This is a genomic window from Planococcus sp. MB-3u-03 (assembly GCF_002833405.1).
Lineage (GTDB): Bacteria > Bacillota > Bacilli > Bacillales_A > Planococcaceae > Planococcus.
Window position 1 is genome coordinate 1940098 of the sequence record NZ_CP025135.1, and the last position, 23374, is coordinate 1963471.

Below are 23374 nucleotides of genomic sequence, written 5' to 3' on the forward strand. Positions count from 1 at the left end.
TTCATCAATCGTTTAAAAATTAGTAAATAATACAATTTTAATTGTATAGATGGACCTATGCCCTGTCAACCCTGCCAAGCCGGCGCCCCTTGCTCGTAAAAAGACTGCGAAGCATTCGCTTCGCAGTCTTTACGGAAAGTCTTTATGAAGATTCAGCTGAACCCTATTCCTCTTCGTCGACAAGCAAGTTGAAGTCTTCGGCTTCTTTCTTGTCAGCTTTCGGAACAGCGACTGAATAAGAAGCAGCTGTCATGCCGTAATGTTCACGGACTTTTCCTGCGATTTCGTTGCGGATGTCTTCATGCTCACGCATGAATTGCTTAGCGTTTTCACGGCCTTGCCCGACACGTTCGTTGTTATAGGAGTACCATGAGCCGCTCTTTTGGACGATATCCAAATCAGCCGCTAGGTCGACAATCTCACCTTCACGCGAGATCCCCTGTCCATACATGATGTCCACTTCCGCGGTACGGAACGGCGGAGCTACTTTGTTTTTGACGACTTTGATCTTCGTCCGGTTACCAATGATGTCGTTGCCGGATTTCAAGGCTTCTGCACGGCGTACTTCTAGGCGTACGGATGAATAGAATTTCAATGCGCGTCCGCCCGGCGTGACTTCTGGGTTACCGAACATAACGCCGACTTTTTCTCGGATTTGGTTGATAAATACAGCAATGGTGTTCGATTTGTTGATAGCACCCGACAGTTTACGGAGAGCCTGTGACATGAGACGGGCTTGTAGGCCGACGTGTGAGTCGCCCATTTCGCCTTCGATTTCCGCTTTCGGCACAAGTGCTGCCACGGAGTCGATGACGACGATGTCTACCGCGCCGCTGCGCACGAGCGCTTCTGCGATTTCAAGTGCCTGCTCGCCTGTATCCGGCTGAGACAGCAATAGTTCATCCAAGTCGACGCCAAGCGCTTTGGCATACACCGGGTCAAGGGCGTGCTCCGCATCGATAAATGCAGCTGTCCCGCCTGAAGCCTGGACTTCTGCAATCGCGTGGAGAGAAACCGTTGTCTTACCTGAACTTTCCGGCCCGTAGATCTCGATAACGCGCCCACGCGGATATCCGCCTATGCCTAGTGCGATGTCAAGAGACAACGAACCACTTGAAACTGTTGAGACATTATGGCCTGTGCTTTCACCCAATTTCATGACAGACCCTTTACCAAATTGCTTTTCTATTTGTTTTAGCGCCATATCCAGCGCTGCTTTACGATCGCTCAAAAGAAATCCTCCTCTTATGTGAAAAACATTTTTCTAACTGATTTCAGTATACTAGTTTATTGAGAAATTTACAAGAAAAAAGCGAACGTTTATTCGTGTTCGTATAAATGTTTCCCGAATTTGATCGCCGCTATCCTATCATTCCCCCAAAATGGGCATGAAAAAACACGCAAAATTAAATTTTGCGTGCGTCTTCATCTGCCAGTGTTCGTATCAAATAGTACAAGGCCAGTTTCACGGCACGGATGCGGTTTGTGTTCCTCATTCCTGACAGCTGAAGGCGATAGGCTTTCGTCCCTTCATCGCTCGCGATGCCGATCCATACCGTTCCGGCCGGTTCCTCGCCATGTGCATCCGGCCCAGCCGCGCCGGTCAAACTGACGCTGATATCGGTATTGAATTTCTCTCGGACAGCCGAAGCCATCGCTGCAGCCGTTTCTTCGCTGACGACGGAATGCTCTTTGAAAAATTCTTGTGTCATGCCGAGCTGCTGGATTTTCATTTGTTCGTTATAGGTGACAACGCCGCCATTCAAGACAGCACTCGCCCCTGCGACAGAAGCAAGCTCGGACTGGAACAGGCCAGCCGTCAAGCTTTCTGCCGCCGAAACCGTTTTGCCTTGCTGTTTCAATAAATCGATGGCTTTCGATGCCAGAGAATCATCATCATAGCCATACAGATAATCGCCGACGCGCTCCAGGATTTCTTCTTTTGCGCCGTCGATCAATTTCCACGCCTCATCCGTGGTGTCCGTTTTTGCCGTGATGCGCAGCGTGACTTCACCTGCGGATGCCAGCGGAGCAATCGTCGGGTTGGTCTGCTTATCCAAAATATCCTGCAGGCGGTCTTCAAGTTCCGCTTCCCCGATGCCGTAAAAACGCAGCACATGTGAAAGGATGATGTTTTCCTCATTGAGCATGCGCACCAATTTCGGTTTCGCCTCGAACTGGAACATCGGCTCCAATTCATGCGGCGGCCCAGGCAGCAGCATATACATATGATCGCCGTTTTGATACATCATTCCCGGTGCCATGCCGTTTTCATTGACCAGCACATCGCTGCCCGCAAGCACTAGCGCCTGCTTTTTATTGTTGTCGGTCATCGGGCGGCCGGCACGTTCGAAAAACGCAGCAATCGATTCCATCGCCGAATCGTCCATCGAAAGCGTCGTGCCCAGATGGTGGGCGATGGTCTGTTTTGTCAAATCGTCTTTCGTCGGTCCGAGCCCTCCGGAGAAGATGATCAGGTCTGCACGGGATTCTGCGACAGCGATCGTTTCTTTCAAGCGCTCTGGATTGTCGCCTACAACCGTATGGTAATAGACATTGATCCCGATTTCAGCGAGATGCCCCGAAATGAAGCGGGCGTTCGTATTGGTGATTTGGCCGAGCAGGAGCTCCGAGCCAACTGCGATAATTTCAGCGTTCATAGCGGTCTTCCTTTCATGTGGCGCTTATTTGGATGTCATAAGCCCTTTGCGATTGGCATAGAAATAATCCCATCCGGACCATACCGTAAACAGCAAAGCGATATAAAGCATGATCTCGCCGAATGGAATTCCGACCAAAGTAAAGATCATATTGTAAAGCAATAACGAAATGATCGCGAAAAGTTGTGTGACAGTCTTGATTTTGCCCAAGTTGCCAGCTGCCACGACTTCCCCTTCGCCTGCCAGCACCAAGCGCAAGCCTGTGACGGCAAATTCGCGGCTGATGATGACGATAACGACCCATGCCGGCGCGAAGCCGAGCTCGACCAAGATGATCAATGCCGCAGAGACGAGAAGTTTATCGGCAAGCGGATCCAAGAACTTGCCGAAAGTCGTGACTAAATTGTATTTGCGCGCATAATAGCCGTCGACCCAGTCGGTGGCGGACGCGAAAATGAAGATCAATGCGCCGATGAAATGCGCGACCGGAAGCGTTGCCCCGAGGAGCGTCATATCTCCCCAGCCGAAATCGATGAGCATGAAAGCCATGAAAATCGGGATGAGCAAAATGCGTGAGATGGTGATTTGGTTTGGAATATTCATTTGTTTTTCTCCTTTCAATCCTTGCAGAAAAATAGCCATCGGGTGATGGCTACTCAGCATCATCGAAACGGATGATGATGTTTTGCGGTTTTCGTTCTTGTTCATACGGCACCGTTTCACCGTTCAGTTCAATTGAAAGCATTGCGTAATCCCCGACGCGCATGAAAACGCTCGTTTCATCAGATACATCCACAGCTTCTGTTTCACCAGCCTCGAACACGGGCGAGGCTTAATAGTTCAACTCCGTCATCATTTAAAACGGTCAGCCAGGATTCACCGTTTGCGGCAAATTCAAGCTGCTTGTCTGCCGGGCCTGTGAAGGTATAAGTCGTGGTTTCACCCGATACGCTCTCAAGTTCAATTGGGCTTGTGGCTCTTCGGGTTTCAGTTGTTCTTCCGGTTCATCAACTGGAGCTTCTTCTTCCTCGGCCGCTTCCGGTTGTTCTTCCGTTTGTTCAGCCGGAGCCTCGTATTCCACATCGCCGCCTTCTTCTTCTTGTTGGACATCGTTCCCGAAGTGCTGAGCAGATAGAAATACCAAATGACCAATAGTATGAAAACGATAAATAATGCCACCAACACTTTCGGCATAGATTCTGCGACGGGGCCGGAGCTGCGTTTTTTCTCGGGCCTGCGCGTTAAATGCTCTGCAGGAACGGCCTCCGGTTCATCTTCCGGCAATTCGCTTTTATGCTCCCTTAACAGGGCATCGCCGTCCATGCCGACCGCCTGTGCATAGCGCTTGATAAATGCACGCATAAAAACCGCCAGGGATGGCCGAATAATCCCCTGTTTCGATACCTTCCAAATGATGCTTTTGGATTTTCGTCCGCTCATTGAGCTGTTCTAAGCTTAAGCCTTGTTCCAGCCTTGCCTGTTTCAGCTTCGTGCCCAATTGTCCCATCGTCATCACCTGCCTGGTTAAAAATTGAAACCGTCGCCGAACATATCCATCTGGTCTTTATTGTCCATAAACGTGTTTTTCTCCAATACTTCATACGTGATCTTTTCTTCCGGATGATGGCGCAATTCGATAATATAATCGAAATCGTCGATGCTGTACTCGGAATGCTCGACGAATTTATCGGGGTGCTCAACCACTTTGATGGTCGGCATGCGCATCATCTCCCGCACGAGCTGGAGATGGCGCTCATCGGCTGAACGCCTTGTGACGATGCCGTCCAAGATGAAAATATTATTGTCGTTGTGTTCATCGCCCATCAATTGGTTGCGGACGGTCTGCTTGATCATCGTGGACGACAGGAAAATCCATTTCTTGTTGGCGCTGACGCTTGCGGCGACAATCGACTCGGTCTTGCCGACACGAGGCATGCCCCGGAGGCCGACCAGTTTGTGGCCTTCCTGTTTGAAGATTTCCGCCATGAAATCGACGAGCAGCCCGAGTTCATCCCGCACGAAACGGAAAGTTTTGCGGTCGTCTGCGTCGCGCTGGATATAACGGCCATGCCGCACCGCCAGAATGTCCCGCAATTTCGGTTCGCGGAATTTCGTCACCGCAATGGTTTCGATCGTCGACAGGATCTGTTCGAAGCGTTCGATCTGCACGTCATGCTCTGCACGCAGCAGCATACCGCGACGCCCCTGGTCCACACCATTGATGGTGACGATATTGACGCGCAGCATGCCGAGAAGCGATGCGATGTCCCCGAGCAGTCCCGGGCGGTTGACTTGGATTTCATACTCAAAATACCATTCTTTCATGCTTCACTCTCCCTTCCCATACCTTTATCATCCTCTGGTCCATTGCCTTTATGATAGCCTAGATCAACAATGATGAAAAGCTTACGGGCGCTAGATGAGCCAGCCGCCATTGACACGGATCGTCTGCCCGGTAATATAATCTGCTTTGCCGCTGGATAAAAACGCCACCGCATGGGCGATATCTTCAGGAGACCCTGCCCCGAGCGGAATTTCTTCTTCGAGCGCCAGCCAGTCTTCATCTGTCAATCCGGCATTCATTTTCGTGCGGATCAACCCGGGCGATACCGTATTGACACGTGTGCCGGACGGCGCCATCTCTTTGGCATAAGCTTTCGTGAATGCGAGTTGGGCACCTTTCACGGCTGAATATGCCGTTTCCATTGAAGCGCCGGTTTCACCCCAGATCGATGCAATGAAAATGACATATGATTTGGCATGCCTCTTGAAATAAGGCGACAATAGCCGCACCGTCTCGATTGGATTCTTAACATGGACGCGCCATAAAGCGTCCTGCTCGGCGCTGCTCGTGTCTTGCAACAGGCCTGACAGCGCATGGCCGCTCGCACAAACGATGCACGAACAGTCGAATACTTGGTTTGCGACTTGCTCGGCGCCGCCGTCATTCGTGAAATCGCCCTGTACCGAAATGAACTCCTGCTGCGGGTAGCGCACGCTGAGCTCCTCCGCAAATGCTTCAAGGGCGTTCGAATGATAATGAAGATAAAGCGACCAGCCCTCGTCCGCCATCTGTCTGACAATAGCTCCGCCGATGTCTCCCGATGCCCCCAGAATCAGAGCGAATTGCTTCACGCCTGTTCCTTCTCCGGTGATTTGATCGTAAAGACCGATTGCTGGCTTTCTGCACTGACTAAAGCGAATGCGTTTTGCAAATCGGCCACTTCGATCTGTTCAAGCACCGGCACGACATCGAAAAGATTCATGCCGTTGAACGCATATTGCGTAAATTGGTTGGCAATATATTCCGGTGAATTCAACGCGCGCATGAAAAAGCCAATTTTCTTGCGGCGCACGCGGTCCAGGTCTTCCTGACCGAACGGCCATTTTTCCACTGCCTGATGAATCGCTTTTTTGACCTCTTGCGCAAACTTTTCAGGATGATTCGTATCCGTCCCGATCAGTGCATAACCGAATCCACTTTCCAACGAATAATCGAATGAATACGATTCATCGATCCAGCCATTCTCGTAGGCTTCATGGTAGAAATTCGAAGTTCTGCCAAACAATAATTCGTACGCTAGCTGCGCGGACAATTCATGCTTGAGCATTTCCGGCCCGTGCAGATCAAGCCGCTCCGGTTTGACGCCGACAAAGACTTTCGGTTTTTGGACCGCCATTTCCAGTGTCCGCTCCTTAATCGCCGCTTCCTTCGGCTCTTCAGGGAAAATGCGCTCGATAGGTGCAGGCGCATCGAAAGTTTTCGCTGCCTGGTTGTCTTTGACGAATTGCATCATGCTGTCCGGCTCAACGTTTCCGACGATGAACAAAGCCATATTCGACGGGTGGTAGAACGTATGGTAGCACGTATAGAGATGCTCTGCCGTGATGTGCTGGATCGACTCAACCGTCCCTGCGATATCGATTTTCACTGGATGGTTTTTGTATAGGTTCTCGATCATGCCGAAATACAAACGCCAATCCGGCTGGTCGTCATACATGGTGATTTCCTGCGCGATGATGCCTTTTTCCTTTTCTACCGTCTGTTCGGTGAAGTAAGGGCTTTGGACAAAATCAATAAGGTCGTGACGTTTTCCTGGATGCGCCCTGTCGCGGAAAATAGATAGGCCGTCCGCGTGAACGAAGTGAACGCATTGGCGGAAGCGCCGTTTTGCTGAACTCCTGGAAAATATCGCCTTCTTCTTTTCAAACATTTTATGCTCGAGGAAGTGGGCGATGCCATCCGGCACTTGAACCGCTTGTTCTTCACCGAGCGGCACGAAATGATTATCGATCGAGCCGTATTTCGTGGTGAACGTGGCGTAGGTTTTCGAAAATCCGCGTTTCGGCAGAATGTATACCGTCAAACCATTTGGCAATTGTTCGTGATAGAGTGTTTCTTCAAGTTGATTGAATTCCATTTTATTCATCGCTTGCTTCCTCCTTGCCAGACAAGAAATACGTCATTTGCAAACTCATATTGTTTGCTGCCTGCGCAATCTGTTCTTTTGTCACTTTTTCCCATCTTTCAATCAAATAGGCAGGTTCAAAGTCTTCCGAGAGTTCCATGTATTGATCGTAAATATCGATTTGGCCTCTTGCAGAATCGAGTGCTTCTTTTAACTGGTTGGTGAGCAATGCTTTCGTCTGCTCCAACTCGGTATCGGTAATGTGCCCTTGCTTGATTTCATCCAATTGGCCGAGGATCAGCGAAACCGCTTTTTCTTCCAGTTTGCGGTCGATCCCGGCAAGGACGAACATCAAGCCGAACTGCGAAGCATAAGAACTCGAAACGTAATACGCCATGCTTTCCTTTTCGCGGATGTTGGCGAACAGTTTGGAATGCGCGTATCCGCCGAAAACGCCGTTCATCAATTGCATGACCGGGAAATCTTCATCGCGGAACGTGACCGGCGTGAAGAACATCATATGCAATTTACCTTGTTTCATGTCTTCGTATTCCAGCACGCGGGACTGCTCGGGCGGCTGCAATTGGCTTTCCATTTTTTCAGGAAGTTCCTTGCGGTCGGCAAAATGGAAATAATCGCGGATATGGGAGGAGATCAGTTCCGGTGAAACGTCTCCCACCACGTAAATCTCCACTTCATTATTTTCCAGCATATGATGGTAGGCAGCGACAAGCGACTCATTGGTCACTTGCTTGACTTGCTCGATCGAACCGTTTGAATTGATCGAAGCAGGATGGTCAGGAAGCCCGAGTTCCATCATGCGCTGCTGTGCGTAGCGGGTTTTGTCGTCAAATACCGATTCGATGCGCTGGACGATGGATTCCTGTTCCCGCTTAAAAATGCTCTCCTTGAACTGGTCATTTTCGAAATTCGGCTTGAATAGGACTATATACATCAAATTCATCACTTTCTCAAGAACGCCTTCATCCGATAGGTATTGGTCATTGACAGTTTCGACATTCAAATTGACGATATGGTCGTCTCCGCGTTTGGTGGAATCTATGTATAATGAGGTTCCGTATAAATCATCAAGCACCATGCGCAGTGCTGTATGGGATGGGTACATTTCGTTGCTGTGCTGCAAAACATTCGCCAGGATCGCGCGCTCGGAAGCGTTTTTCACGGTGAGCCGGTCCTTGAAGCGGATCGAGAAATTAATCGTCTTGAATTGAGTCGTTTCATGTACGTGGACATGGACGCCTTGTGCAATCTTCTTTGTTTCAAACATGTTGGATCCCCTCTCGTGATTCTTACACTAACTATACCGGACTTTTTCCTTTAAATGCAATGAAACCGGAGGAAACAGCTGGAAAAAAGCAGGCGAATTTCAAGCGGCTGCCCGTTTATACGGTTTCCTTGCAAAATCTTAGCCAACTGCCCTTTATTTAATGAAGAATTTTTTCAAATCCATTGTCACTGATGCTTGATTTTTTCCACAAAAAAACAGGCGGGGAACTCCCCACCTGTTTCTTTTGCCCGCTGATATGCGGCATCTGTTTAACGCTGTCCTTTGATATATGGTTTCCCGTTCGCTTTCGGAGCATTGGCGCGGCCGATAAACCCAGCTAGCGCGAAGATCGTCAAGACATACGGCAGGATCAACAGGAAGACGTTCGGAATTTCCTGGATGACCGGAATCGAAGAACCGACAATACTCAAGGATTGTGCGAAGCCGAAGAACAAGGCTGCGCCCATTGCACCGAGCGGATGCCATTTTCCGAAGATCATTGCAGCAAGCGCCATGAACCCTTGGCCGTTGATCGTCGCATGTCCGAAGTCTCCTGTAATCGTCTGCGCGTAAATCGCGCCGCCGATTCCAGCGAGAGCGCCGGAAATCATGACCGCTACATAGCGCATTCTCGCGACATTGATCCCCATCGTATCAGCTGCCATCGGATGCTCGCCGACCGCGCGCAAACGCAAGCCGAACGGCGTTTTATAGATGACGAACCACGCCAGGATCGCAACACCGATCGCAAAGAATGACGTATTGTAGACCGATGTGAAAAATAATGGTCCGATGACAGGAATCTCAGATAACACCGGCACGTTATAGCGCGCAAAGCGTTCGCTGATGAAATCCGTCTGGCCTTTGTCGAAAATGCTCTTCACCAAGTAAAGTGCCAGTGCAATCGCCAATAAGTTGATAGCGACACCTGAAACGACTTGGTCGGCGCGGAATGAAATCGATGCGACGGCGTGTAGCAGCGACAACAGCAGCGCTGCGACCATCGCGGCAATCAATGCCAGCCATGGCGTCATGCCGCCGAATGTATCGGCGAACAGCAAGTTGAACAAAATCCCGACAAATGCGCCGATGACCATCAAGCCCTCCAGGCCGATGTTGACGACGCCCGAGCGTTCAGAGAACACCCCGCCGATTGCGACGAGAATAAGCGGTGCTGCATAGAAAATCGCCGAAGGGACGATGAAATATAGGATATCCAAAAAGCTCATATCACTTCGCCTCCTTCTTTTTGCCGGCCGCTCGGAGCAGCAGCAAACGAATGATATAGCCGGATGCTACGAAGAAGATGATCACGGCGATGACAATTTCAACGATCTCAATCGGAATGCCCGCAGCATTCGGCATATTGAGTGCGCCGTATTTCAAGGAACCGAATAACGTGGCCCCAAAAATGACACCAAGCGGCGTATTCATCCCGAGAAGCGCAACGGCGATGCCGTCAAAGCCGATTCCGGTGAAGCCGCCTTTGGACGAAACGTACTCGAAGGTCCCAAGCGCTTCCATCGCGCCCGCTAGACCGGCAAAAGCACCGGAAATGACCATTGCCATGATGATGTTTTTGTTGACGTTCATCCCTGCATATTCAGAAGCATGCTGGTTGAAACCGACCGCTTTCAGCTCGAAGCCAAGCGTCGTCTTCTCCAGGATAAGCCACATGACGCCAACCATGATGAGCGCCAGCAATAATCCCAAGTGCAAGCGGGAAAATTCCGTCAAGTTCTCCAGAAATTCAGAACGAAGGGAAGCACTGGCGAAAATTCGCTCCGTGCGGTCTCCCCCTTCCGATACCGTCCGGATCAATGCGTTGGTCACGTGAAGCGCAATATAGTTCATCATGATGGTGACGATGACTTCATGCACGCGGAACTTGGCTTTCAATAGCCCGGGAACAAAGCCCCATAAAGCCCCTGCTACAGCCGCCGCCAAAATCGCCAGCGGCAAGTGGATGATTTTCGGCAGTTCAACCGCTACGCCGACATAAGCTGCAGCGAACCACCCAACGATCAATTGCCCTTCGACCCCGATATTGAAAAGTCCTGAGCGGAAAGCGAATGCAACGGCTAAACCAGCCAATAGATAAGGTGTAATTTGGCGAAGCGTTTCGCCGATAGTGTAAAGGTCCCCAAAAATACCGTTCCATAATGCAGCATAGCCTTCGATCGGGCTATAGCCGCTGACGAGCATGATGATCGCCCCAACGATCAGGCCAAGCACGACGGAAACGATCGGGACCAGCAAGTTTGTCGCTCTATTCGACACGGTGCTTCCCGCCTTTCTTGTCTTTGTCCGCATGTCCTGCCATGAGAAGACCCAGTTCTTGTTCGGTCGTTTCTTCAGGAATGACCACATCCACGATTTCACCGTCGTGGATAACGGCGATCCGGTCGGAAACATTCATGACTTCATCCAGTTCGAAAGAAATCAATAGCACCGCTTTTCCATTGTCACGCTGTTCGATCAAACGGCTATGGATAAATTCGATAGCCCCGACGTCCAAACCGCGCGTCGGAAGTGCCGCAATGAGCAGATCCGGATTGCGGTCGACTTCACGGCCAATAATCGCTTTTTGCTGGTTGCCCCCGGACAACGCCCGCGCCGGTTCGTGCGGCCCTTGCGTCCGGACATCGAAATCTTTGATGATTTGCTGGGCTTTTTCCGTAATCTTGTTGTAGTCCATGATTCCCGACTTCGAGATCGGTGCCATATAATAAGTTTGCAATGCAATATTGTGGCCGATCGGGAAATCGAGCACCAAACCGTGCTTATGGCGGTCTTGTGGAATATGGCCGACGCCGAACTCTGTCACTTTTCTTGGCTTCATGCCGGTGACGTCCTTGCCGTGGATCAGCACTTTGCCGCTTTTGACTTTGCGCAGCCCGGTGATCGCTTCGATCAATTCCGATTGGCCGTTGCCATCGATTCCCGCAATTCCGACAATTTCGCCTTTGCGAACGTTGAGATTCAAGTTCTTGACTTTGGCGATGCCGCGGTAATCTTCGACGACAAGGTCTTGGACGGTCAGGGTTTCTTCTGTCGGGTGTGCCGGCCCTTTTTCGGTTTTGAATGTCACTTGACGGCCGACCATCAAAGCAGCCAATTCGTTCGGGTTCGTTTCCGCTGTTGTGACGGTGCCGATCCCCTGGCCTTTGCGAATGACGGTTACGCGGTCAGACACGTCCATGATCTCTTTCAATTTATGGGTGATGAGGATGATCGATTTGCCTTCAGCGATCAACCGCTTCATGATCTGGATCAATTCCGTGATTTCCTGCGGAGTAAGCGAAGCTGTTGGCTCATCGAATATGAGGATTTCCGCTCCGCGATAAAGAGTTTTCAAAATTTCTACGCGCTGCTGCATGCCGACTGAGATGTCTTCGATGATGGCATATGGATCGACATTCAAGCCATATTGCTCCGATAATTTCGCCACTTTTTGTGCGGCATCTTTTTTATTCGTCACGCCCATCTTTGTCGGCTCGCTGCCGAGAATGATGTTTTCGGTGACACTGAAATTCTCGACCAGCATAAAGTGTTGATGCACCATGCCGATTCCGAGATCGTTCGCTACGTTCGGGTTGGAAATGTCCACTTTCTTCCCTCTGACGCGGATTTCCCCGCCTTCTGGTTGATACAATCCAAACAAGACGTTCATCAAAGTGGATTTTCCTGCCCCGTTCTCACCGAGCAGTGCATGAATTTCCCCTTTTTCAAGCTGCAGGGTGATATTGTCGTTGGCGACAAAGTTCCCGAACTCTTTGCGGATATTCAGCATTTCAATAACATATTCCACGGTTCTCACTCCCTCGGAGACTGGTTAGTTCTTTTTTTAAATGAATTAATACATGAAAGGCTTCTTTTGTCAGAAACCTTTCATCTATTAATCTTTCGAAAAATAGACGAAAAAAAAATCATAAAGACCGGATACCCGGTCTTTATGATGACCGTATTTGACTACAGCTTATTCAGAGACTGTTTCAGGAACTTCGATTTCTCCTGAAATAACTTTCTCTTTGTATTCTTCAATCTGGCTCATGACATCTTCTGGAATCGCGCCGCGTGAATCCGCAAGAGCTACCCCTTCATCAGACAAGCCGTAAGTGATAGTTTCCCCGCCTGGGAATTCACCGTTCATTGCTTGTTCTGAGATGTCGATAACTGCATTGTCAACGCGTTTCAATACAGAAGTCAAAGTAACGTTCGCATCGCCAGTTTGGCCCTCTTCGTATTGGTCAGCATCAACGCCGATAACCCATACGTTTTCGTCAGGATTGGCTTCTTTGCGTTCTTTGGCTTCAGTGAATACGCCGTTACCAGTTCCGCCTGCTGCGTGGAAAATAATATCAGCTCCAGCGCTGTACATACGGTTTGCTGTCGTTTTACCCAATTCCGCTTTATCAAAAGCACCTGTGTATTGAACATCGACTTCGATTGAATCATCAACAGCTTTTACGCCTTCAAGGAATCCAGCTTCAAAGCGCTCGATAACCGGGATTTCCATACCGCCGACAAAACCGATTTTGTCGGTTTCAGTCATCAATGCTGCAGCAACACCTGCAAGGAATGCGCCTTCTTGCTCTTTAAACATGACGCTTGCCACGTTTGGAGCATCCACTACTGCATCGATGATAGCGATTTGTGCATCCGGCTGCTGCTCAGCGATTTCCTTAACAGCACCTTCCATCAGGAAGCCGATACCGAAGACGACGTCAAAATCACGGCGGATCAAGTTGTTCAAGTTGGTGTTGTAATCAGCGTCGGAAGCGGACTGGAGGTAATCAAACCCGCCATCGCCTTTTTCAAGGCCATTGTCTTCACCGAATTTTTGGATGCCTTCCCAAGCTGATTGGTTGAAGGATTTATCATCCACACCGCCGACATCTGTAACCATTGCTACAGAGAAATCACTTGCTTCTTCAGTGCCTTCTCCGCCTTCAGCAGAGTCGCCGCCGTTTGAAGTGTCTTCTTCGCTTCCGCATGCTGCAAGAACTCCAGCCGCCAGCATTAATGAAAAACCTACGCCAAATTTACGTTTAATCAATGTGATAACCCCCAAGGTTTTTTTGATAATAGCAGGAATCAGATGTTTACAGCCGTTTGCGAACTACGTGGAAACTGAATTTATCAGCCCGGAAATAGTTCTTGGAATACAGTACCAAGCGATCGTTTTCATCGTAATGATGCTGTTTTAATACGAGTAATGCAGTTTCTGGATCGCATTCAAGAATCGGCGACGCTTCTTCGTGATACCCTGTTGGGTCGATGAAGGTGACCGCGTACGAGATGCGGATATCGCCGGATTCTTCAAGCGCCGAGAAAATGGAGCTTTCTTTGCGTCCGAGAAAACCTTCGGGCATGTAGACGGAAGGCACTTTGTCGATGCAATAGACGACAGGCTCCCCGTTTGCCGTGCGGACGCGTTCAATGGAAATGACAGTATCATCCGGATTGCAATGAAAGCGGTTAACATCTTCTTCAGAACAAACGGACTCCGAAGTGCTCAAGTAGACCACTCCGGGTTCCATTCCCGCCTGCCGGATCATATCGGAGACGCTTGTCAATTCCTCGATGCCCGATGAAAATACCGGTTTCGAATTGACAAACGTTCCGACACCGTGGCGCCTGACGATTACATTATCTTCTTCCAGAAGCCGCAGCGCCTCGCGTAGAGTCGCGCGGCTCACTCCAAGTGATTTCGATAATTCGAACTCGGATGGCAATTTCTCTTTCTCTTTATAGACACCCGAAGCAATATCCTGCTTCATTCGATCGATCACTTGGAGATACAATGCACGGTGATCCGATTTGATTGTCATACGATTCACCACCCATGACAGAGATCAGACATCTGATGTAAAACATTCCTACTAATCAGAATTACTATACCATTTAATAGAAATGAAATAAATAGCAATTTGTCGAATTCTGCGAATTTTCCTGTACAAGCTTTCTCAAATACTAAACATTTTGTCACAAATCAGCTATTGACCGATCAGTATTCTTCCTGCTTAGGAACCAGGACATGGCGTGGCTTACTGCCTTCATAAGGTCCGACGACCCCGCGCTGCTCCATTTGGTCTATAATTCTGGCGGCACGGGAATAGCCGACACGGAACCGGCGCTGCAACATTGACACGGATGCTGTCTGCATTTCCGTGACCAATTGCACCGCTTCGTCGTAAAGTTCATCCGTCTCCTGATCGATGCTCACTTCTTCTACATCCGACGGGATCATGTCTTCCTGGTATTGCGCTTTTTGCTGTTCGATTGAAAAGTCGACGATTTTTTCCACTTCTGTATCCGACAGGAACGCCCCTTGCACACGCACCGGTTTTGATTGGCCAGCACCAAGGAATAGCATATCGCCGCGGCCGAGCAATTTCTCTGCCCCGCCCATGTCGAGAATGGTGCGTGAATCGATCGCGGATGACACCGCAAAGGCGATGCGCGATGGGATGTTCGCCTTGATAACGCCGGTGATGACATTGACGCTCGGGCGCTGTGTAGCGATGATCAAATGGATGCCGGCAGCACGTGCCATTTGCGCAAGCCGTGTGATGGCATCTTCCACTTCATTCGAAGCGACCATCATCAAATCCGCCAATTCATCGACGATGACAACGATAAATGGAAGCTTCGGATGCTTTTCTTCGTTTTCTGCGTTGAATGTGTCGACATAATCGTTATATCCTTCAATATTGCGTGTGCCGGTATGGGAAAACAGCTCATAGCGCCGCTCCATTTCCGAGACGATTTTCTTTAAGGCTTGTGCCGCTTTGCGCGGATCCGTTACGACCGGCGCAAGCAGATGGGGAATGCCGTTATAGACATTCAATTCGACCATTTTCGGATCGATCATCATCATCTTCACTTCATGCGGCTTGGCGCGCATAATGATGCTTGTGATGATACCGTTGATGCATACCGATTTCCCGCTGCCGGTAGAACCTGCAACGAGCAGATGGGGCATTTTATTGAGTTCGGTCATGACAGCCTGGCCCGTCACGTCGCGGCCGAGCCCGAACAATAGTTTCGAGTCGGGGCGGTTGTTTTCTTCCGATTCCAATACTTCCCTAAGGCTCACGACTGCGACTTCCGTATTCGGCACTTCAATGCCGATCGCCGATTTTCCGGGGATCGGGGCTTCAATGCGGATATCGCGGGCGGCAAGCGCCAATGCCAAATCGTCGTGAAGGCTGACGATTTTGCTGACTTTCACGCCGACATCCGGCAGCACTTCGTATTTCGTGACGGCAGGCCCCAAATGGACTTGTGTCACTTTCGCGCGAACGCCGAAACTTTGGAAAGTTTTCTCGAGTTTCTTGGCGTTTTTTTGGATGCCCGAATACTCGCCGCTTTGGTCGCTATGCGGCGGCAAGGTCAATAGATCGATCGGCGGCAACGCATAATCTTCATTTTCCGCTTCCTCTTTCATCGACATGACCGGCTCTTTCAAGATCTCCCCGGTTTCTGGATCGACATGCCTGATTTCTTCAGAAGCCTCGGTTTTCGGTTTCTCCTCCTCCGCATTCTGGCGCTTCGGCTTGACCTTTTCCGTGAAGGCAGAAATGATCGGTTCCTTTTCCTCTTCTTGCTCGCGCTCGGTCTCCTGATCAAAGACTAGCGTCGTTTCTGTTTCTGTTTCTTCCAGCGCATCGTCATAAGCTAATTGTTCGTTCATTTCCAATACCTTTTCTGGCGCATTTTTTCTGCGCGGCTGTTGTTTCTTCGCCGGTTTGCGTTCCGGCTTGAAGCGTTCTGCGAGTGACCGCATCGCTTCGCCGACTACCGGCAAGCGCTCTGCAATAACGGGCGCAGCCGTTTTACCGGTCAAGATGATGGCGCCGATCGACAATAGGATGATGGCGATGACCCATGTGCCGGCTGTCGCAAATAGCACGTGAAGCAACGCATACAGCACAGCGCCGAAAAAGCCGCCGCCGGTCGCTTCGTAATTGCCCCAGATCGTTCCGGTCATTTGCGTCATTTTCGATGTTTCCGACAAGACATTCGCAGAAGTGATCGGCAGTATGGAACCGGCTGCCCAGATTAAATGGCTGATCAATAAAGCACCGGCCAGCAGAAATACAGAGCCGGCTGCAATTTTCGGCCGGATTTTCGGCAACCCGCGCTTCACCATGATGTGAAGTGCAGCTGCAATCAATGCCAGGGGTGCGAGAAAGGCCAAATAGCCGAGCAGGTACTCAGCCATATTATTGAACATGCGGCCGATCAACCCGAGCCTGAAGACCATCAAGATTGCGATGCCGATCATGATGAGGCCCGTCACTTCGTAGGCAATCATCGGCACCGGCTGACGCTTCTTCTTCGCTTTCGGTTTCGGTCTGGGTTTCGTGCGCGGCTTGGTACGCGGCTTAGTGGTAGTAGTTTTTTTGTTCGTACGGCTTGGCGCCATGGGATTCCCTCTTTTCTTACGTAATGAAAAAGGATTCCTGCCGATAAAATCGGTATGGAATCCCTTTACTTGTATTCTTAGTATTCCATGATGATCGGAATGATCATCGGACGCCGCTTCGTCTGCTGGTACAGATACGAATTGAGCGTGTCGCGGATTTCCTGTTTGATGTTGTTCCATTCGAACGCATCGCGCGTCACGTATTTATCGACGACTTTGCGTACCAATTGGCTCGATTCATCAAGCAATTGTTCCGATTCGCGGACATAGACAAAGCCTCTGGAAATGATTTCAGGGCCTGAAGCGATGCGTTTTTCTTTGCGGTTCAAGGTAACGACGATGATAAAGATCCCGTCCTGTGACAGAAGCTTGCGGTCGCGGAGGACGATGTTGCCAACATCCCCGATGCCGATTCCATCAATCAAGACATTGCCCGTCGTGACACGGCCGCTCATGCGCACTTTTTCTTTTCTGTATTCGACGATATCGCCTTTATCGGCGATGAAGATATCCGATTTCGCAATTCCGACTTGTTGTGCCAATTTCGAGTGGGCGATAAGCATTTTGTATTCCCCTTGGATTGGGACAAAATACTTCGGCTTCATCAAGTTCAGCATCATTTTCAAATCTTCCTGGCTGCCGTGGCCGGAAACGTGGACTTTCTTATTGGATGTCAGCACTTTCGCCCCGGCTTTCGCCAATTGTTCATTGTCTGGAACATTGGCACTTCCATGCCTGGCGACGGCGTAAAGGTGATCAATACTGTATCCGTTTCATTGATGCGCACATCTTTATGCTGGCGTCTGACCATTTTATCCAGTGCTTCGAGTGGTTCGCCCTGGTTGCCGGTCACGATGATGACGACTTCATCATCATTGTATTTTTCCAAGTCTTTCAAAGAAATGACCGTGTCTTCGTCAACTTCTAGATACCCGAGTCGCAAGCCGACTTCATAGCTCTTCTCCAGGCTTTTGCCGATGACGGCGACTTTCTTGCCGGTTTGGTGCGCGATGTCGAACACTTGCTGGATACGGATGAAGTTGGATGAATAAAGTGATACGAGAATGCGCCCCGGTGCCTGGTGGAAGGCCGTCAGGATATGATCGGCAACGACCGTTTCAGACGTCGTATAGCCTGGGCGTTCGGCTTCGGTGGAATCCGATAGCAGCATCAAGACGCCGTCTTCGCCAAGCTTCGCCATTTTGGCGTAATCCGGGCGGTAGCTGCCTTGCATCGACTGGTCGAATTTAAATTCACCGGTATGGACGATGGCGCCTTCCGAAGTATGGAAGACGATGCCAAGTGCATCCGGAATACTGTGTGTCGTATGGAAAAAGGTGACATGTGTCTTGTCGAAATTCATGCGGCTCTTATTGGTGACTTCAAAGAACTTATGGTGCTTGAGCGAGCCGAGCTCTTTTACATGCTCTTTGGCAAGCGCGATGGTCAGCTTCGAGCCGTACACCGGTGCCTGGACTTTCTTCAATAGATAAGCAATCGATCCGATCGCATCTTCATGGCCGTGCGTCAGGAAGATCCCTTTGACACGGTCTTTGTTTTCTTCGAGATATGTGACATCCGGAATGACGATATCGACGCCGAGCATCTCATCTTCCGGAAACATCAAACCGCTGTCGACGACGAACAGGTCATCGTCGATATCGATGACGTACATCGCTTTCCCGATCTCTCCTACTCCGCCAAGCGGAATGACTCTTATGACTTCATTTTTAATTTTACTCAATTGATTTCCTCCTAAAAATATTTCACCCGTACAGATCCATAGACTTCATTATACGGTAATCACCGGTAACAGTCCAAAGAAAAAATATCTGCAGCCATTTGCCCCACGTGCCTGCCGCAAAAACATCCGTCTGCGAAACAAAAAAAGCCATCCGCACACACGAGGAAGAAACGACTTCCAAGCGGCACCGGATGGCCAGAGATTTTACATGCGCCAGCAGATCACCCGCTGCCGGATGATTGCCTGACAGCTTACAGCAATTGTTCTTCGATGAGCGCTTCGGCGATTTGAACCGAGTTCAATGCCGCGCCTTTGATCAAATTATCGGAGACGATCCACAAATGATAGCCGTTCGGGTTGTCGAGGTCCTTGCGGATACGGCCGACGAACACCTCATCTTTTCCAGCGGCCATCAAAGGCATCGGGTATTCCTGGTTGGCGGGATTGTCTTGCAGCACAACGCCTGGCGCGCCGCTCAGCGCATCTCTCACTTGCTCGACGGACGGTGCGTCACCCAGTTCCACATAAACGGATTCGGAGTGGCCCGTCACGACCGGCAGGCGCACACAAGTCGCCGCGACCGCCAAGCCTTGGTCGCTCATGATTTTCTTCGTTTCGTTGATCATTTTCATTTCTTCCAGCGTATAGCCGTTGTCCGCGAATTGGTCGATCTGCGGCACGGCATTGAAAGCGATCGGGTAATGGCGATCGGCTGACTTCACGGGCAAGACTTTCGCTTCGGCAGTTGCTGCGTTATCGAAATCTGCTGCCTGTTCTTTCAATTCATTGATCGCATCGATGCCAGCGCCAGAAACCGCCTGGTAAGTGGAAACGATGATTTTCTGCAAGCCGAATTGCTCTTTTAGCGGCTGCAATGCGCATACCATTTGAATCGTCGAGCAATTTGGGTTGGCGATCACGCCGGAATGTCCTTTTAGCGCCGATTTATTCACTTCAGGGACGACGAGCGGTACATCTTCATTCATGCGGAATGCGCTCGTATTATCGACAACGACTGCGCCGCGTTTTACGGCTTCAGGGGCAAACTTTTCTGAGATGCTGCCGCCTGCGCTGAACAAAGCGATATCCACGCCTTCAAATGATTCGGGCACCGCTTCCTCTACTGTATAGGTTTGTCCGTTGAATTCGATTTCCTTGCCGGCAGAGCGTGCAGAAGACAGGAATTTGATGTCCCCTACAGGAAATTGCGCTTCTCCAGCTGGTCTTTCATTTGCTGACCGACGGCACCGGTTGCGCCCATGATCGCTACATTATAGGTTTTCACTCGACTCTCTCCTTCTTGACTAATTTGCGTTATTGTAACATAATTTATCGCGTTAATGCGACAAATTGTCGCAATTCCTGCTCTTTCATTGGGAACGGATGATGGAGACGGCAGGCGCAGTGGCAGTCAATTGCATCAAATCCAGCACATGTTCACGCTCCACTGCATCGATCAAGTGGATGATGTCATCAGCGGATTGATGTTTGCCGTGAAGCAATTCATATTTTCCGTTGCGGCTCATTCTGGATCCCGTGCTTTCTAGCCCAAGCAGCAAATTGCCTTTCAATTGCTCACGGGAATCCGTAATTTCCAAATCGCTGATGTCCCCTTCTCGCATGCGCTGCAGCGATGTACGAATCAATTCTTCCACTTCCCCGACTTGATGGTCGGCAGTGCCCCCGTAAATAGCGAGCGTGCCGTGGTCAGAGTAGGCGGAATGATAGGAATAGACCGAATAGGCAAGTCCCCGGTCTTCGCGGATTTCCTGGAATAGCCGGGACGACATCGAGCCGCCGATGATATTGTTCAATACCGCGAGTGCAAACAACTGATCGTCTTTCAGCGACAGCCCTGGATATCCAAGACAGATATGCGCTTGTTCCGTTTCTTTATGCTTGATCGACTGACCAGGCACAAAGGTCGGCATGACATGCGCGTTTTCGGGGCTTTTCCGTTCAAATGAACCGAATAAAGATTCGATTTGGCTGAGCAATTTTCCTTCGATATGGCCTGCCACGGAAATGACCGTGTTCGACGGGGTGTAATGGCGCTCCATATAATCCAAAATCTGCTGTCTTGAAAACCTGTCCAGTGTTTCGACGGTACCTAAAATTGGGGCGCCGATTGCATTGTCGGGGTACATGACCCGCCATAATTGCTCGTGGACATCGTCATCCGCCATATCTTCAGTCATGCTGATTTCCTCTTTGACGACGAGCCGCTCTTTATCGATCTCTACCGGGTCCATCACCGAATTGAAAAACATATCAGCTAACACTTCGACTGCCAGCGGCGCATGATGGTCAAGCACTTTGGCGTAATAGCAAGTATATTCTTTTGAAGTATAGGCGTTCAAATCACCGCCAATGCGGTCGAATTCCCGCGCAATATCTTTGGCGCTGCGTTTTTCGGTACCTTTGAACAAGAGATGTTCAATAAAATGCGTGATGCCGTTTTCTTCCGGGCGCTCATCACGTGACCCTGTATTGACGAATACACCGACTGCTACTGAGCGGAAATGCGGAATATGTTCAGAGACGATGCGCAAGCCATTTTGGCAAGTATAAGTGGTAACCATTGAAAGCCCTCCTGTATATGAAAAAAATTGCCGGCGAGTGCCACCGGCAATTTTTCCAATCTGTTTCATTTACTGTTTCAAGCCTTTTCGGCAGCTTCTTTTTCTTCTTTCAAAACCGTTTTGCGGGACAAATTGACGCGTCCTTGACGGTCGATTTCGATAACTTTCACCTTGATGATATCGCCCATCTTCAAGACGTCTTCCACTTCTTTCGTCCGTTCTTCCTGGATTTCAGAAATGTGGAGAAGCCCGTCTTTACCAGGGAACAACTCGACGAATGCGCCGAATTTCTCGATGCGCTTGACCGCGCCTTCGTAATATTCGCCGACTTTCGCTTCGCGTACGATATTCTCGATCATCGCTTTCGCTTTGGCGTTCATTTCTTCATCAACGGAAGAGATGAAAATCGTGCCATCTTGCTCGGTGTCGATCTTGACGCCCGTTTCATCGATAATTTTATTGATGACTTTTCCGCCAGGCCCGATGACGTCGCGGATCTTGTCTGGGTTGATTTTCACCATGATGATCTTCGGCGCGAATTTAGACAAAGTCGTGCGCGGTGTATTGATTGTGGCAATCATCGATTCCAGGATGTGCAGACGCCCGATTTTCGCTTGCGTCAATGCTTCTTCCAGGATTTCACGTGACAAGCCGTCGATTTTGATGTCCATTTGTAAGGCTGTGACGCCTTCTGCTGTTCCAGCGACTTTAAAGTCCATATCGCCAAGATGGTCTTCCATCCCTTGGATATCGGAAAGAACTGTATAGTTCTCGCCTTTTTTCACAAGGCCCATCGCAATGCCGGCAACTGGTGCTTTGATTGGCACACCTGCATCCATCATCGCCAAAGTTGACGCGCAGATGCTTGCTTGTGATGTGGAACCGTTCGATTCCAATACTTCGGAAACGAGGCGGATCGTATATGGGAAATCTTTTTCATTTGGAATGACTGCTTCAAGCGCACGTTCGCCTAAAGCGCCGTGGCCGATTTCACGGCGGCCAGGGCCGCGCAGGAAGCCAGTTTCCCCAACGGAGAACAACGGGAAATTATAATGATGCATAAAACGCTTCGTTTCTTCCAAGCCGAGGCCGTCGATGATTTGCACATCGCCGAGAGCGCCGAGCGTACAGATGCTCATTGCCTGTGTTTGGCCGCGCGTAAAGAGACCGGATCCGTGAGTGCGCGCAAGGACGCCGACTTCAGAAGATAGCGCACGGATTTCAGAAGGACCGCGGCCGTCTGGGCGGATCTTTTCATCCGTGATCAAGCGGCGGACTTCGTCTTTGACCATTTTATCGAGCACTTGGCCCGCTTGTTTCTTAATATCGTCTTCTGAATCTGCATACGCTTCAAGCGCACGTTCTCGGACAGCCGCAATGGCTTCATTGCGCGCCTGCTTTTCGTTCACTTGAACTGCAGCATTCATGTCTTCTTCAACAGCTGTTTTCAATTCTGCCGTCAAGTCAGCATCCAATTCATACAATTGAACAGCTGATTTTTCTTTGGCTACTTCCGCAGCAATTTCTTCCTGGAAAGCGATCAATTTCTTGATTTCTTCGTGGCCGAACATGATCGCTTCAAGGATCACTTCTTCGGACACTTCTTTGGCACCGGCTTCTACCATATTGATGGCGTCTTTCGTGCCGGCAACCGTCAAGTTGATCGAGCTTTTTTCCATTTGCTCGCCTGTCGGATTGATGATGTACTCGCCATCCACCATTCCGACGATGACGCCAGCAATCGGCCCGTCAAACGGAATATCGGAAATCATCAATGCCAAAGAAGACCCGAACATCGCTGCCATTTCAGATGGGCAATCCTGATCGACTGACATAACCATTGAAATGACCTGTACTTCGTTGCGGAAACCGTCCGGGAACAATGGACGCAGCGGACGGTCGATCAAGCGGCTGATCAAAGTTGCTTTTCAGATGGGCGTCCTTCGCGTTTAATGAATCCGCCCGGGATTTTCCCGACAGCGTATTGGCGCTCTTCATAGTTCACAGTCAGCGGGAAGAAATCCAAAGGCTTCGGTGATTTTGATGCGGTTGCAGTGGACAGCACTGCTGTATCGCCATAACGGATCAATGCCGCTCCGTTTGCTTGTTTTGCCAGTTGACCGACTTCGACCTTCAGCTCGCGGCCAGCCCAGTCAAATGTGTAAACCTTTTTTGTTTGCTCCATAGTCGAGCTCCTCTCTTACCGTGTTTCGTGTAGTATGTATCTTTAAATAGTGTATCAAAAAAGCACATCAAG

At 49.9% G+C, this 23374-nt stretch carries 17 protein-coding genes and 3 pseudogenes; all 20 read right to left on the reverse strand.

The genetic code is table 11. The features are described from left to right. Positions 1-163: 163 nt before the first annotated feature. Entirely contained in the window at positions 164-1231 is a 1068-nt protein-coding gene (gene recA, locus CW734_RS11065; protein WP_101190496.1) for a recombinase RecA, read from the reverse strand. 175 nt (positions 1232-1406) lie between these two features. Continuing rightward, positions 1407-2660 (reverse strand): competence/damage-inducible protein A, encoded by a 1254-nt coding sequence (locus tag CW734_RS11070; protein WP_101190497.1) that lies wholly within the window; start codon positions 2658-2660, stop codon positions 1407-1409. 24 nt (positions 2661-2684) lie between these two features. Then, entirely contained in the window at positions 2685-3263 is a 579-nt protein-coding gene (pgsA, locus tag CW734_RS11075) for a CDP-diacylglycerol--glycerol-3-phosphate 3-phosphatidyltransferase (protein WP_101190498.1), read from the reverse strand. A 49-nt stretch (positions 3264-3312) separates the two neighbouring features. Continuing rightward, positions 3313-3456 carry a hypothetical protein gene (locus CW734_RS18310; RefSeq protein ID WP_157824152.1) on the reverse strand — a complete coding sequence of 48 codons (144 nt, stop codon included), beginning with the start codon at positions 3454-3456 and terminating at the stop codon, positions 3313-3315. Between the two features lie 191 nt (positions 3457-3647). Further along, positions 3648-4022, reverse strand: a complete 375-nt coding sequence (locus CW734_RS18480) for a hypothetical protein (protein WP_198551087.1) — start codon at positions 4020-4022, stop codon at positions 3648-3650. Next, positions 3952-4167, reverse strand: a complete 216-nt coding sequence (locus tag CW734_RS11085) for a helix-turn-helix domain-containing protein (protein WP_157824154.1) — start codon at positions 4165-4167, stop codon at positions 3952-3954. Before CW734_RS11085 ends, CW734_RS18480 begins: the two co-directional genes overlap by 71 nt. Positions 4168-4184: 17 nt before the next feature. Continuing rightward, positions 4185-4985, reverse strand: a complete 801-nt coding sequence (locus CW734_RS11090; RefSeq protein ID WP_058380490.1) for a YmfK family protein — start codon at positions 4983-4985, stop codon at positions 4185-4187. A gap of 90 nt (positions 4986-5075) precedes the next feature. Further along, positions 5076-5795: an elongation factor P 5-aminopentanone reductase gene (gene ymfI, locus CW734_RS11095; protein WP_101190501.1), complete on the reverse strand. Its 720-nt coding sequence runs from the start codon at positions 5793-5795 to the stop codon at positions 5076-5078. Further along, positions 5792-7090 (reverse strand): EF-P 5-aminopentanol modification-associated protein YfmH, encoded by a 1299-nt coding sequence (yfmH, locus tag CW734_RS11100; protein WP_442956949.1) that lies wholly within the window; start codon positions 7088-7090, stop codon positions 5792-5794. The genes ymfI and yfmH overlap by 4 nt, the downstream gene beginning before the upstream one ends. After that, positions 7083-8357, reverse strand: a complete 1275-nt coding sequence (yfmF, locus tag CW734_RS11105; RefSeq protein ID WP_101190502.1) for an EF-P 5-aminopentanol modification-associated protein YfmF — start codon at positions 8355-8357, stop codon at positions 7083-7085. Before yfmF ends, yfmH begins: the two co-directional genes overlap by 8 nt. A gap of 269 nt (positions 8358-8626) precedes the next feature. Next, positions 8627-9586, reverse strand: a complete 960-nt coding sequence (locus CW734_RS11110) for an ABC transporter permease (protein ID WP_101190503.1) — start codon at positions 9584-9586, stop codon at positions 8627-8629. 1 nt (position 9587) lies between these two features. After that, positions 9588-10637 carry an ABC transporter permease gene (locus tag CW734_RS11115; protein ID WP_101190504.1) on the reverse strand — a complete coding sequence of 350 codons (1050 nt, stop codon included), beginning with the start codon at positions 10635-10637 and terminating at the stop codon, positions 9588-9590. Continuing rightward, the gene (locus CW734_RS11120) at positions 10627-12168 is read right to left on the reverse strand and encodes an ABC transporter ATP-binding protein (RefSeq protein WP_101190505.1); all 1542 of its coding nucleotides are present in this window, start codon (positions 12166-12168) and stop codon (positions 10627-10629) included. Before CW734_RS11120 ends, CW734_RS11115 begins: the two co-directional genes overlap by 11 nt. A gap of 168 nt (positions 12169-12336) precedes the next feature. Further along, entirely contained in the window at positions 12337-13416 is a 1080-nt protein-coding gene (locus tag CW734_RS11125; RefSeq protein WP_101190506.1) for a BMP family lipoprotein, read from the reverse strand. A gap of 46 nt (positions 13417-13462) precedes the next feature. Beyond that, entirely contained in the window at positions 13463-14191 is a 729-nt protein-coding gene (locus CW734_RS11130) for a GntR family transcriptional regulator (RefSeq protein ID WP_101190507.1), read from the reverse strand. 176 nt (positions 14192-14367) lie between these two features. Continuing rightward, a complete protein-coding gene (locus tag CW734_RS11135; protein ID WP_101190508.1) occupies positions 14368-16791 on the reverse strand; it encodes an FtsK/SpoIIIE family DNA translocase in 2424 nt (807 codons plus the stop codon). Positions 16792-16868: 77 nt separating this feature from the next. Beyond that, a pseudogene (locus tag CW734_RS11140) lies at positions 16869-18535 on the reverse strand (ribonuclease J). A gap of 251 nt (positions 18536-18786) precedes the next feature. Then, positions 18787-19796: pseudogene (locus tag CW734_RS11145) on the reverse strand (aspartate-semialdehyde dehydrogenase). A 109-nt stretch (positions 19797-19905) separates the two neighbouring features. Continuing rightward, complete coding sequence (locus CW734_RS11150) at positions 19906-21117, reverse strand: M16 family metallopeptidase (RefSeq protein ID WP_101190509.1); 1212 nt, start codon at positions 21115-21117, stop codon at positions 19906-19908. Between the two features lie 77 nt (positions 21118-21194). Then, positions 21195-23302, reverse strand: a pseudogene (gene pnp, locus CW734_RS11155) (polyribonucleotide nucleotidyltransferase). Between the last annotated feature and the right edge of the window lie 72 nt (positions 23303-23374).

Bases quoted from the DNA above. Each gene is read 5' to 3' on its own strand.
- CW734_RS11110 (WP_101190503.1), bottom strand. From the start codon at position 9,586: ATGAGCTTTTTGGATATCCTATATTTCATCGTCCCTTCGGCGATTTTC.
- CW734_RS11085 (WP_157824154.1), bottom strand. From the start codon at position 4,167: ATGGGACAATTGGGCACGAAGCTGAAACAGGCAAGGCTGGAACAAGGC.
- CW734_RS11150 (WP_101190509.1), bottom strand. From the start codon at position 21,117: ATGGTTACCACTTATACTTGCCAAAATGGCTTGCGCATCGTCTCTGAA.
- pgsA (WP_101190498.1), bottom strand. From the start codon at position 3,263: ATGAATATTCCAAACCAAATCACCATCTCACGCATTTTGCTCATCCCG.
- yfmF (WP_101190502.1), bottom strand. From the start codon at position 8,357: ATGTTTGAAACAAAGAAGATTGCACAAGGCGTCCATGTCCACGTACAT.
- CW734_RS18480 (WP_198551087.1), bottom strand. From the start codon at position 4,022: ATGCGTGCATTTATCAAGCGCTATGCACAGGCGGTCGGCATGGACGGC.
- yfmH (WP_442956949.1), bottom strand. From the start codon at position 7,090: ATGAATAAAATGGAATTCAATCAACTTGAAGAAACACTCTATCACGAA.
- CW734_RS11135 (WP_101190508.1), bottom strand. From the start codon at position 16,791: ATGGCGCCAAGCCGTACGAACAAAAAAACTACTACCACTAAGCCGCGT.
- CW734_RS11130 (WP_101190507.1), bottom strand. From the start codon at position 14,191: ATGACAATCAAATCGGATCACCGTGCATTGTATCTCCAAGTGATCGAT.
- CW734_RS11090 (WP_058380490.1), bottom strand. From the start codon at position 4,985: ATGAAAGAATGGTATTTTGAGTATGAAATCCAAGTCAACCGCCCGGGA.
- CW734_RS11070 (WP_101190497.1), bottom strand. From the start codon at position 2,660: ATGAACGCTGAAATTATCGCAGTTGGCTCGGAGCTCCTGCTCGGCCAA.